The 11,663-nt window shown below is 64.5% G+C and carries 13 protein-coding genes; 4 read left to right on the top strand and 9 right to left on the bottom strand.

Translation table 11 applies throughout. The features are described from left to right. The first annotated feature begins 43 nt into the window (after positions 1-43). A complete protein-coding gene (locus tag LOY37_RS03010; RefSeq protein ID WP_195885606.1) occupies positions 44-514 on the top strand; it encodes a prepilin peptidase in 471 nt (156 codons plus the stop codon). 138 nt (positions 515-652) lie between these two features. Further along, entirely contained in the window at positions 653-1,435 is a 783-nt protein-coding gene (locus LOY37_RS03005) for a response regulator transcription factor (protein ID WP_045197049.1), read from the top strand. Positions 1,436-1,454: 19 nt separating this feature from the next. Here LOY37_RS03005 and LOY37_RS03000 read toward each other — a convergent pair whose 3' ends face one another. The 8 genes from LOY37_RS03000 to cpaB are packed head-to-tail and all read right to left on the bottom strand — an operon-like array spanning position 1,455 to position 8,876. Beyond that, positions 1,455-1,715, bottom strand: a complete 261-nt coding sequence (locus LOY37_RS03000; protein WP_045197046.1) for a DUF3613 domain-containing protein — start codon at positions 1,713-1,715, stop codon at positions 1,455-1,457. 7 nt (positions 1,716-1,722) lie between these two features. Beyond that, positions 1,723-2,439 (bottom strand): tetratricopeptide repeat protein, encoded by a 717-nt coding sequence (locus LOY37_RS02995; protein ID WP_258716275.1) that lies wholly within the window; start codon positions 2,437-2,439, stop codon positions 1,723-1,725. A gap of 14 nt (positions 2,440-2,453) precedes the next feature. Next, on the bottom strand, positions 2,454-3,341 hold the full coding sequence (locus LOY37_RS02990; RefSeq protein WP_213602555.1) for a type II secretion system F family protein: 888 nt from the start codon (positions 3,339-3,341) through the stop codon (positions 2,454-2,456). A 1-nt stretch (position 3,342) separates the two neighbouring features. Further along, positions 3,343-4,224, bottom strand: coding sequence for a type II secretion system F family protein (locus LOY37_RS02985; protein WP_258716274.1), 882 nt, complete (start codon positions 4,222-4,224; stop codon positions 3,343-3,345). Beyond that, positions 4,221-5,489, bottom strand: a complete 1,269-nt coding sequence (locus LOY37_RS02980) for a CpaF family protein (protein ID WP_093376477.1) — start codon at positions 5,487-5,489, stop codon at positions 4,221-4,223. The genes LOY37_RS02985 and LOY37_RS02980 overlap by 4 nt, the downstream gene beginning before the upstream one ends. Then, positions 5,486-6,676 carry a pilus assembly protein gene (locus tag LOY37_RS02975; protein ID WP_045197038.1) on the bottom strand — a complete coding sequence of 397 codons (1,191 nt, stop codon included), beginning with the start codon at positions 6,674-6,676 and terminating at the stop codon, positions 5,486-5,488. Before LOY37_RS02975 ends, LOY37_RS02980 begins: the two co-directional genes overlap by 4 nt. After that, the gene (locus tag LOY37_RS02970) at positions 6,673-7,926 is read right to left on the bottom strand and encodes a type II and III secretion system protein family protein (RefSeq protein ID WP_258716272.1); all 1,254 of its coding nucleotides are present in this window, start codon (positions 7,924-7,926) and stop codon (positions 6,673-6,675) included. The genes LOY37_RS02975 and LOY37_RS02970 overlap by 4 nt, the downstream gene beginning before the upstream one ends. Before the next feature lie 20 nt (positions 7,927-7,946). Next, on the bottom strand, positions 7,947-8,876 hold the full coding sequence (gene cpaB, locus LOY37_RS02965; RefSeq protein ID WP_258716271.1) for a Flp pilus assembly protein CpaB: 930 nt from the start codon (positions 8,874-8,876) through the stop codon (positions 7,947-7,949). A 319-nt stretch (positions 8,877-9,195) separates the two neighbouring features. Here cpaB and LOY37_RS02960 point away from each other — a divergent pair, with 319 nt between their 5' ends. Beyond that, positions 9,196-9,411, top strand: a complete 216-nt coding sequence (locus tag LOY37_RS02960) for a Flp family type IVb pilin (RefSeq protein WP_258716270.1) — start codon at positions 9,196-9,198, stop codon at positions 9,409-9,411. 61 nt (positions 9,412-9,472) lie between these two features. Next, positions 9,473-9,880: a response regulator gene (locus tag LOY37_RS02955; protein ID WP_045197030.1), complete on the top strand. Its 408-nt coding sequence runs from the start codon at positions 9,473-9,475 to the stop codon at positions 9,878-9,880. Between the two features lie 34 nt (positions 9,881-9,914). Here the strand turns inward: LOY37_RS02955 and LOY37_RS02950 are convergent, their stop codons facing one another. Then, positions 9,915-11,582, bottom strand: a complete 1,668-nt coding sequence (locus tag LOY37_RS02950; protein WP_258716269.1) for a ShlB/FhaC/HecB family hemolysin secretion/activation protein — start codon at positions 11,580-11,582, stop codon at positions 9,915-9,917. Positions 11,583-11,663 lie beyond the last annotated feature (81 nt).

The following is an 11,663-nucleotide window of genomic DNA, read 5'->3' as shown; positions in this document are numbered from 1 at the left end:
GACAGCATAGAATCATTCACCACAAAGGGATGGCCTTTCGCCAATGCAAAGCATTGTTCTGCTGCTATGGCTTGCCTTGTGCTCTGAACAAGATCTGCGCGAACGCCAGATCGCCAATACCCTGACCCTCGGCGCCGCCGCCTGCGCCCTGGGCTACCTGTTCGTTACCGGACACACCTGGATTGGCGCCGACGCCAGTGAAGGCGGCCTGGCGCTGGCCATCGTCATGCTGCTGACCCTGCCCGGCTACATGCTTGGCCGCCTCGGCGCCGGCGATGTGAAATTGCTCGGTGCCCTGGCCCTGGCCACTGATCGCATGCACCTGTTGGGCACCTTTATCGGCGCCGGCGTCGCGGTGCTGGCCTGGCTGCTCAGCCGCCGTTGGCTGTGGTCCCTTTTAAGTCAGAAGGTTAAGAACCGTCTGAAGCAATTGAGCGAAGAATCGTCAAAAAAACAGCCGTTCGCGCCATTCCTGCTAGTCGGTTTTCTACTGGCGGCGGTCTGGATCAATTAGCCGAATACCGCACGCAAAAGGATGTACAAACCTTGTACATAGTCAAAAAGTGCGACTACTTTCTAGTGTGTGCCAGGAATGGATCCAGGCTCGACCTGGCCGCGGGAACACCAAGGCGAATAGCGCAGGGAGTTGCATGTGAGCAAGCCAGTCAGTGAGTTGAAGGTGCTGGTCGTGGACGACCAGCCACTGATAGTCGAAGAGTTGTGCGAATTTCTCCAGGGCAGCGGCTACCGTTGCCTGCCCTGTCATTCCAGTACCCAGGCCATCGAGCAGTTCAGTGTCGATCAGGAGATCGCCCTGGTGGTGTGCGACCTGCACATGCCCGACTGCGATGGCCTCGAACTGATGCGCGCGCTCAAGGCCATTGCCGGGCCGCAGCGTCAGTTCGAAGCGATCATGCTCACCGGGCGCGCGGCCAAGCAGGACGTGATCAAGGCGCTGCGCGAAGGCTTTGCCGACTACTATCAAAAACCGGTCGACCTCAACGAGCTGCTTGAAGGGGTACAACGCCAGGAGGCCGCCGTGCTGGAGCGGCGCCGCAGCTACCAGCACCTGGGTGACCTGAACCAGAAACTGCAGTTTCTCGCCGAGTCGATCGACGATCTCTACCAGGACCTGGACAAGGCCCGCGGGCTCGGTGCGCACCGGCGCGCCAGCGATATCGAGCCGGAAGCTGAAAGCGACAACCTGCCAGCGCTGTTCGACAAGTTGTCACCGCGCCAGCTGGACGTGGCCAAACTGGTCAGCAAGGGCAAGACCAACTACCAGATCGCCTGCGAACTGGGCATCACCGAGAACACCGTGAAACTCTACGTGTCGCAGGTGCTGCGCCTGACCCACATGCACAACCGCACCCAGCTGGCGCTGGCGTTGTCACCCGGCTCCTCGCCCCTGCATCAGCGAGTCACGGCGCACTGAGTGCGCTTTGGCGGCTGAGTCACTTGTCGGACGCACCGGTACTTTCCCAGCGGTAGAAGTCCGGGATCACATATTTGTAGCTGTCGAGCCAGCGCTGCATGCTCTGGTCGCGCTCCTTGGGCGTGGCCGTCTGCGGGATCTTCGAGGCTTCAAGGTTGCGTGCCTGTAGCTGCAGCCAGGCTTCGGTGGTTTGCTGGGCCTTGGACGAAGGCCCGCCCTCCAGCGCCAGGGCGGCCAAGGGCAGTGCGCTGAGGGCAAGCAGGAGCAATGACCTGTTCATCACGACCTCACTGTTGGGTGACGCTTGAGGCTTCTGGGGTTACCACCGCGACCTGGTCGGTCCGCGCCGCGGGTTTCTTCAGTTGCTCGGCGCGCGCCCGGGCTTCACTGAATTGCGCCGGGGTCAGGTGCAGGCGGCTGACCAGGTCGGCGGCCTGCTGGAACTTGTCCTGGTACAACAGCAGGCTCACCAGGTTGACCGCCGCCAGGGCGTTGTTGTCTTTGAGCTCGATGGCGGTAAGGAACTCGAAACGCGCTTGCTCGACATTGCCCAGGTTCAGGTAAACCACGCCGAGGTCGTTGCGCACCTTTTCGTCGGTCGGCGCCAGGCGCACCGCGCGCAGCAAATGGCGCTGGGCCTGGAGGTTGTCACCCCGGGCCGCTGCCAGTTGCCCCAGGCCATGCTCGCCTTCTGCCGCAAGGCAACCACCAAGCAGGCTGCGGTATAACGGTTCGGCTTCGCTGCGCCCGAGCAGGCGCGACACCCGGGCCTTGCGCAAGCGCACCTGGGCCATGTCCGCCGGCAACGCCTCAAGGTGCGCCAGGCTGGCATGCGGGCGGCCCTCGGCGAGCATCTCGTCGGCCATGCTCAAGGCCAGCTCCTGGGCCGAATCCGGCTTGCTGCAACTGACCGGCATACCCGGCAAGGCCAGCCACTGCGCGCCGTCCTGAGTGGTACAGCCAGCGAGCAGCGCCAGGCTCATGATCACCATGACTGCTTTCATGCACATCCCTCCGCTCATGAACCCAAGGCCTTGGCCAACGCCGTGAAACCGGGCCCTGCCAACACAATCAGCAAGGCCGGAAACAGGAATACCATCATCACTATCGACATCTTCCCGGACATCTTTGAAATTCGCTCCTGCATGCGCGTCAGGCGCCGGTCATCGAGCAGTTGCTTGAGTGCCAGCAACGACTTCATCGCCCCGCCGCCCTGGCTCAGCAGTTGCTGGAGGATCACGCAGCTGTCGCTGAACTCATCGACGCTGAGCAATTGCGCGGTTTTTTCCAGCTCCGGGGCCAGGGCCAGGCCGGAGTCGACCCGCAGCAGAATCGCCCGCAGCTCCTCACTCAGCACCGGCAACAGTTGCCGTGATTCCTGGCTCAGCACGCGCAAGGCCTGCTCCACCGCCAGGCCCGATTCGAACAGGATCCGCAGCAGCGGAATAAAGGTCGACACCTCCCGGGCCACCTGCTGCTGACGGCGCGCCGCCGCCCAGGCCAGCAAGCGCTTGGGCAACAGGTAACCGGCGCCCATGGCGCACAGCGGCAGTACCAGCCACGGGGTCTGGCTGGTGTGGTACAGGGTTTCCTGCGCGATCACCCCCACTCCCAGCGCCAGAAGCGGCGCCCCCACTTGGCAGGCAGCGAACAGCGCCCGTTGCCGGCTACGCCGCCAGCCGATGCGATCAAGCAGCAAACGTGTCTCGCCGTCCAGACTCAACGAACGCTGGCCCAGGCGGCTGGCGCCGAGCTGCTGCAGCCAGTTGCCCAAGCGGTTGTCCGCGCCCAGCTGGCCCTGCAAGCGCTGGGCGACCAGGCGCTGACGATGCCGCTGGCGCAGGAACTGAGCCAGCAGCAAGGCAAAGGCGGCAAACAGCATCAGGGCACTGAGCAACAGGGCCATTTCAGATACTCCGCAACATGCGCCACAGCGCCAGGCAGCCCAAGGCCTGCAGGAGGAAGGCCCCGAGCAGGAGGAACTGGCCGTTGCTGTCGCGCCACATGGTCAGCAGATAGTTGGGATTGCTGATCAGGAAGTAACCGGCCATGCCCACCGGCAACAGGCCCAGGACCATAGCCGTCATGCGCGTTTCGCCGGTCATGGCGCGCAACTGCCGCGCGCCCTGCTCGCGTTCGCGAATCAGTTTGATCAGGTTCTCCAGCAGCTCGCTGGCGTTGCCGCCATAGCGATGGTTGATACGCAGGCCCAGGGCAAACAGGCGCAGTTCATCCTGGTCATACAACTCGGCCAGCTCGCCCACGGCATCGTCGAGGCTGATGCCCATCTGCACGTTGCGCCGCACCCGCTGCAAGGCGCCGTGCAACGGCTCACGGGAAGCATCGATGGCGCCGAGCACGGCATCGCTGAGGGTGCGCCCGGCCTTGAGGCTGCGCACGCTGTGATCGAGCAGCACCGGCAGTTGCTCGATCATCCGTTGCAGCCGCCGGCGATAGCGCCAGCCCAGGTACAACCAGGCCAGCAGCGGGCCGATGGGCAACAGGCCAAGGCCTGCCACCCAGCCCACGACCCGCCCGGTCAACAGCGCGGCCAGCAGCCAGAGGGCCAGCCAAAACCACAACAGCTCGTTACGCCGCTCGATACCGGCACGCTGCAGCAGGCGGTCCAGCCAGTCGTGCCCGACCGGCGCCAGCGCAGCGGCTTGCTCGACCTGACCCAGACGCCGGAGGATGCGCTCCTGGGCAGACTTGCGCATGCCGCGGTAGAACAGGTGCACCGACAAGCCGAGCAAGGCCAGGCAAATCAGCCCGAGGAGCGCGGCGATCACGGCTGCGGCTCCGAGTAATCGCGGCGCAGCTTGTCACCGGCCGGGTTCGGCGCTTCGCGCAAAAAGCCTTCGCCCGTGCGCCGATCGAGCCGGAACAGGGTATTGGTGACGTACACGTCATCACGCACCCCGACCACCTCCAGCACCTCGCTGACGCAGCGGCGGCCATCGGCCAGGCGGGTCAGCTGGATGACCACATCCAGCGCCGCGCAGATCATCTGCCGCAGGGTTTTCTCGGCCACCTGGCGACCGGTCAGGCCGACCAGGGTTTCCAGGCGCAGCAAGGCATCCTGGGCAGTGTTGGCATGCACGGTACTCATCGAACCATCGTGGCCGGTGTTCATCGCCGTCAGCACATCGAGCACTTCGACGCCGCGAATCTCGCCGAGCAGAATACGGTCGGGGCGCATCCGCAGGGCGTTGCGAATCAACTCGCTGGCCTTGATCTCGCCATGCCCTTCGGCATTCGGCGGACGGGTTTCCAGGCGCACCACGTGCGGGTGATCGAGCTGCAGTTCGGCCACGTCCTCGATGGTCACCAGGCGTTCGTGGGGGCTGATCAACTGACTGAGGATATTGAGCAGGGTGGTCTTGCCGGTGCCGGTACCGCCGCTGACCAGGATATTGCAGCGCCGCGCCACCGCCAGCTGGATGAAGTCGAGCATGCCCTGGTCGATGGTGCGGGTGGCCAGCAGGTCGGCGCTCTTGAGCATGTCCTTGCGAAACTTGCGGATCGACAGGCACGGGCCGTCGAGCGCCACCGGCGGGATGATGGCATTGACCCGGCTGCCGTCGGGCATGCGCGCATCGACCATCGGCGAGGACTCGTCCAGGCGCCGGCCCAGGGGCGCAAGAATCCGTTGCATGACCCGCTCGACATGATGGGCATCGATAAAACGCAGGTCGGTCTGTTGCAGCACCCCGGCCCGCTCGATGAACACCCGGTGCGGGCCGTTGACCAAAATCTCGGTGACGCTGGCATCGCGCAGCAGCACTTCCAGCGGGCCGAAACCGGTCAGCTCGTCGACGATTTCCTCGGCCAGGCGTTCCATCTCGTAGCGCGACAACGCCAGGTGCAGGCGGGCAATGTAATCGCCGACCTGTTCCACCACGAACTGCGCCAGGGCCGGGCGCGAACCTTCGAGCAGGTTGCGGCCGCTGTCCTCGATGGCGTCGATGATGTAACGGTGCAGGGCGCGTTTGAGCGCCTGTGGGTCGGCCCCCAGGTTATGCCGTGGGCCACCGAACAGCTCGTCGCCGCTCACTTGTGCCCCCATAGCCGATTGAGCCAGGTGGCGGCCACCGGCGGGTTGTTTTCCGAGCGCCGCGCCAGGCGTTCACCGAGGCTTTTCAGCTGTTGCGTAAGCGGCTCGCGCGGCGCCAGCTCGAACAGGGTCAGGCCCTGGTTCTTGGCGTTCAGGCGCACCTCCGGGCTATAGGGCAAGACCCGCAGAACCGGCAGGCCGTAGCGCTTGCCCAAGGCTTCGGAATCCGGCGCGACACCGCGCAGGTAGCGGTCGACCAACAGGCTTGCGTGTTCGAGCTTCATGCCCTTCTCGCGCCACTGGGTCAGCACTTCGAGGTTGCGCCGGCAATCGAGGACGTTCTGGTCGGTGTACCAGATCAGCTTGTCGCAGTGGCTGACGAAGGTGCGCAGGGCTTCGCTGTCAGCCTGGCCGGTGAGGTTCACGACGATGTGCTGAAAGTGCTGGCGCAAGGCGCTGAGCAGCATGTACAGCTCTGCCGCGCTGGTGCGCTCCAGCGGCTCGTCGGTCTCGGCATAAGCCAGCAGGCGCAGGCCCGAGCTTTCGCGGGTGAAGGCACTGTCGATCAGGGTGTTGTCGAGCCGGCGCAGGTGGCGCAGGGCATCGCCGAAATGAAACGAGGCTTCCAGGCCGAGCAGCGCCAGGCTGTCACCCCGCGGCAGGCCAAGGTCGAGCAGCAGGGTCTGCTGGCCGCTGGTCTGCACCACCCGCGCCATGTGCGTGGTCAGCAAGGCGCCGTCGGCGGCACACTGGGCCCCATAGAGCACGGTCAGCCCGCCCAGGCTGGGGTTGCTGGTCACCGGCGGCAGGCGTTTGCTCAAGCGCCGCACCAAGCCTGCGACTTCACTGGAACGCGAGCCATAGGCGACAAAATCCCGCGCCCCGGCACGCATGGCGTTGAGCACCAGTTGATTGTCCATGCCATCGCCGAGGGCAACGATCGCCAGCATCGGCTTGGCTTCCAGCACCCCCTCGATCAGCGCGCACTGGTTGACCACCTGCTCACGGTCGAGGCCGACGAACACCAGGCTGGCGAAGGTGACATCGACCAGCGCCAGCAACTCGTCAAGGCTGCCGCTGCCGGCACCGACCACCTGCCCCAGCGGCGCCAGTGCACCCTGCAACCATTGCAGGTCGCCATCGTTGCGGGTGATGGCGAGGAAGGTCTGGCTCAGGCTTTCACTCATTGGGATAACCCGCTGCGACGTTCAAAGTCGCCGTTTTCCAGAAAGAACAGCCGGCCCCAGCTCGGGTCGTAGTTGCGCAAGCCCTCACCCGGCAGCGACGGCAACTGGGCATCGGCCGCCAGCGGCTGGACCAGGTGCGGGGTAACGATCATCAGCAGTTCGGTCTCGTCGCGCTGCACCGAGGACTGGCGAAACAGCGCGCCAATGATCGGCAGGTTGCCAAGGCCTGGAAACTTGTCGACGGTCGAGCGCGACTGGCTGCTGATCAAGCCACTGATGACGAAGCTCTCGCCATCGGCCAGGGAGATGCTGGTGTCGGTACGCCTGACGGTCAGGCCGGGCACCTGGGTACCGGCGATATTCACCGCCTTGTTGTAGTCCAGTTCGCTGACTTCCGGCGCGACTTTCAGCAGGATGCGATTGCGGCTGACCACGGTGGGCGACAGGGTCAGGCGGATACCGAACTCCTTGTATTCGATCGAGACACTGTCGCTGCCGCTGCTGGGCACCGGGATAGGGATCTCGCCGCCGGCCAGAAAGCTTGCGGTCAGGCCGCTGAGCACCACCAGGCTGGGGCGCGCCAGGGTGTAGGCGAAACCGCTGGTTTCCAGGGCATTGATCGCGGCCAGGAAGCGACTGCTGCCACCGCCCCAAATGATGTTGAACACGCCGTTGTCCAGGGGAATGTTTGGCGTGCCGGGCACGGTGGGCACCTGCCCCGGGCTTACGGTGGTGTTCGGCACGGTGCTCGGTGAGCCGATCAGGGTGTTGTTGGAGCCCTTGAAGAACAGCCGCGCGCCGGCCTCCTTGTACTTGGTGCGGTTGACTTCGACAAAGCGGATATCGGCCTGCACCTGGCTGGGCAGCAGCGGATCTTCGGACGGCGGCAGCGCACTGGCAGCCATCTCGCTGCTGGCAATGCCCTTGACGAACACCATGGCCTGGCGCGGTGTCTTGGCGCAGGCAGTCCACAGCATCAGGCTGGTGGCGCCGGGGCCGACCGCCGTCAGCAGCACCGCGTCAGTGCCACTGGCATGTACGTCGGCAATCTTCGGCTCGCCAATCGCCGCGCGGGTGATTGCCACCGGCAGGCGCAACTCCTGTTGCAGGCCCTGATCGATCTCGATGACGCCCGGCACCTGCTCCAGCGCCGCGCAGCCGGACGCCGCCATCGCCGTTGGGGCGAGCGGCACGGCGCACAACAGGGCGCAGAGCATCTGCTTGATTACCCGCTCGGAACGACTGCTCATTGAAGGGCATCCTTGCTTGGTCAGGGGGTTGGCGTGCTGGCTTGATTACCGCGGATGATTTCCATGCCGCGTGGCGGCGCTGCACTGGCCACAGGTCGGGCGGCCGGTACCTGGGCGAGCTGGCTGAAGCGATAGAGTTCACGGTTGGCGTTGTCGACGGCCTTGGCGCTGGCTTGCGGGTCAGTCCAGTACTGGGCCAGGCGCTTCTCCTCGGCGCTGCGTACCGCCAGGCGCAGACTGCCGGCCTGAGCGGCCAGCAGCAGGCGGCTGGCCAATGCTTCGGGGACCGCCAGCACCACAGTGCGCACCGGGTTGCGCTGTTGTTCCTGACGGGCCTTGTCATCCATGGGCGCCTCGGCAGGCTGGCCATCGTTGGCCAGGCCCAGCTGCGCACCGACACTGAGCAGGCGCAAGGCCGGCAACACTACCTGGGCCGAGGCTTGCGGGTTGCTGTTGTCTTCACGCAGGAACACCAGCACATCGACATAGTCACCCGGGCGCAGTTGCCCGGCGGCGCCGACCACTTCGTCCACCGCCACCGCCAGCGCCCGCTCACTGGGGTGAATCATCCGTGCCAGCGGGCCACCGGCCTCGAAGCTGCCCTGCTCCAGCCAGGTGCCGGCGCTCAAGGCGCGCCAGCTGCTGCGCCCGAGCACTTGTTCAAGGGTCTGGAAACTGCCCGGCGGCGCCACCTGCAGGCGTTCGATCAGCAGGTCTTCGGCCACCAGCGGGGTATAGGGACTGACATCGCGACGCAGCACAACAACCGGCTTGCGCAGTTCGTCTGTTGCTTCAGTGACCACCCGGGTCACCGGAGCCTGCGCGGGTTCGACGGCGGCTGCCGGCGCCGGCTCGCTTGGCGGCTGGCTGAGCATCAGCCCCCAGTAGCCGGCCAGCAGCGCACCGATCAGAAAGAGGCCTGCAAGGATGATGGTAATGCGACTGCTCATGCTGGCCCTCCTTCTCCCCAAGCTGTCCTTCAGGCTCACTTTTGTGAAATGGCCCACAGCACTGCAGTCGGAAACAACTATTTCGCTATTTGACGGTAGCGCAGCTAGGACAAAATGCCATTACCCGTCAGATTTTTTTCCGTCGCAAAGCCGACACCCCCATAAAACAACAGCTTATTGGCGTCGGTATTTGGTTATAACTTTAGTATTAATACCTTCTTACATTTGCCGAGATTTGGCCCGTTGACGATGCTGTGGTGGCAAAGGGGAATCACTGAATACCCCTGCCATCTGCGCCTCCGGCGCAAGGAGAAATGCCATGCGTCTTTCCCGAGTCCTCAAGAGCTGCAAAGAATTCTTCTACCGCAAAGATGGTGCCTCGGGCATCGAGTACGCGATTGTCGCGGCCATGGTTGCGGTCGCGTTGACGGCATTCATTACGCCCATTTCTACCAATGTGACTGGCGTCATGACCAAGATTGAAAACGCGCTAAAAGCGCCGCCTGCTTCGGGCGGTGGCAGTGGTGGTAGCTGACGAGTGGATTCATCGGTTCACGCCAATGCACTGATCAACTCCCCCATCACAGGACCGCCCCATGCCGACCTCTTCCCCCCGTCAACAGCTACTCCTGGTGGATGACGAAGAGGACGCCTTGCTGGAACTTGCCGAATTGCTGGAGGGCGAGGGTTTTTGCTGCTACACCGCCACCTCGGTGAAACTCGCCCTGCAACAGCTCACCCGCCACCCGGACGTGGCCCTGGTCATCACCGACCTGCGCATGCCGGAGGAGAGCGGCATATCACTGATCAGGCGCCTGCGCGAGCACACCTCGCGCCAGCACTTGCCGGTGATCGTCACCTCCGGGCATGCCGACATGGACGACATCAGCGACCTGCTGCGCCTGCAGGTGCTGGACCTGTTCCGCAAGCCGATCTACCACAACCGCCTGCTGGAAACCCTCGACAACCTGTTCCCCAAACCGCGGATGCAACTGGTGCAGTGACCCTGCAGGGGCTACGGCCCTTGTAGGAGCCGGTTCACAGCTGCACGCTGAAACTCACACTCAGCCGTGGCTCGCGGTCAAAGCTGTCGAGGGCAACATCCGACAGCGGCTTGGCCAGCTCCAGCGCCAGGTTATAGAAGCGCCCGTCACCGATGCGCAGCCCCAAAGCCACTGAACTCAAGTGTGCATCGCGCAGGTCCACCTCGTTGAACCAGGTGCGCGCGGTGTCCAGTACGGCATAAGGTTGCAGCAACTTTACCCAGCGGCCATCGCCGTTGAAACTGTAATTGAGCTCATAGGCCAGGCCCCAGCCCTTGTCGCCCAGGGCCTGGTCGGCGGGGTAACCGCGGGCAAAGCTCTGCCCGCCGAACACCACCCGCTCGCTGTCGGGCAGGCTGTCGCGGCTCCAGTACAAGGCCGCCGACGCCACCCCCTGCCAATTGCCGAACAGGCGATCGCTCTGCAAACCGGACAAACGCAGGCGGAGGAAATCCAGGTCGAAATCGCTGTTGCTTTTCGCCCCCAGGTAATCCAGGCCCTGATAGGCGCCACCACTGACAATCCGCAGTTGGTCGGCATCGGCCTTGCGCCACTCGCCTTCAAAGCCCAGGGCACGCACATCGGTGCGATTGCTCAGCCGCAAGGGCGCGTCGACCGCGCGATACTCAACATCGTCATTGACCATGTAGAAACGCGCAGCAACGTTGAGCGACTCACCGGGCGCGGCCAGCAGCACCTGGCTGAGGCCCGCCGAAAAGCGGTCGTTCTCGCGATGGGCCTTGAGCTGGGTGCCATCGCCGAGCAGCACCTGGGCACTGGGGTCGCTGTCGTAACGCGAGGCCGACAGGTGCAACTGGCTGCCCTGATCGTCCAGGTACTGGGAGTAGTCCAGGCGAAAATAGCTTTCGTGATCTTCCCCGCGCGGCGCCAGGGCGGTGACGCTGAACTGTTCGGCCAGCGCCGTCTGCGCGTTGCTGCTCACGCTGAGCAAGGCCTGGGGGTCATCGCGGGTGCCATCGGTGACGGTCAGGTTGCCGCTGAACGGCCGGCGCCTGGCCTCGACGATCAGCCGGCTGGTACCACTGACAGGGTTGGCAGGCGCAAGGCTTGCCTGCACGCTGAAGCCGGGCAGGCGGCTCATCAGCGCGACGTAGCGCTCGAAGGTGGCGCGGGTCAGCGGCCGTTCGGCCTTGAGCCGGCCCACCAGTTGCTCAACGTAGGCCGCCGCCGGGCCCACCTCGCCGTGCAGCTCGAGTTCATCGATGTAGCCTTCGACCAGCACCACCCGCACCCGGCCATCGGCGAAGTCCTGCTCGGGCAGGTAGGCATGTGACAACAGGTAGCCGTCCTGCTGGTAGCGCTGGGTCAGGCGCTGGGTGGCGTCGATCAGCTCGCCGAGGCTGACCTCGCGGCCGGCCAGGCTCTGGTAGTTGTCGCGCAGGTCACTCAAGGGGTAGATGCTGCCGCCTTCGAAGCGCACTTTGCGCAGGAAGATCCGCGTGTCGCGCAGCAACGCCCGGGCCTGGGTTACCGGCACCGGCACCAGCACTCCCGGGTTGCTTGGCCGGTAGGCATCGGCCGGCAGATTGGGGGCCGGCAGGTTGCGTTCGATTTCGTGGCTGTCGAGAAAACGCGGCAGGGGTTCGCTGCTGGCAACGCTCACCCAGGACAACCCCACTATCGCGACGGCCAACGCACGCATCGGACACTCCATGATCCCGAACAGTACAAGGCCGCCAGGGCGGCGACCTCGTCAATCCAAGCGTAGGTGCTGGCCCTGTCA

It is taken from the genome of Pseudomonas sp. B21-012 (assembly GCF_024749305.1).
In the GTDB taxonomy this organism is placed as follows: Bacteria; Pseudomonadota; Gammaproteobacteria; order Pseudomonadales; family Pseudomonadaceae; genus Aquipseudomonas.
This window is presented reverse-complemented; position numbering and strand designations above follow the sequence as displayed.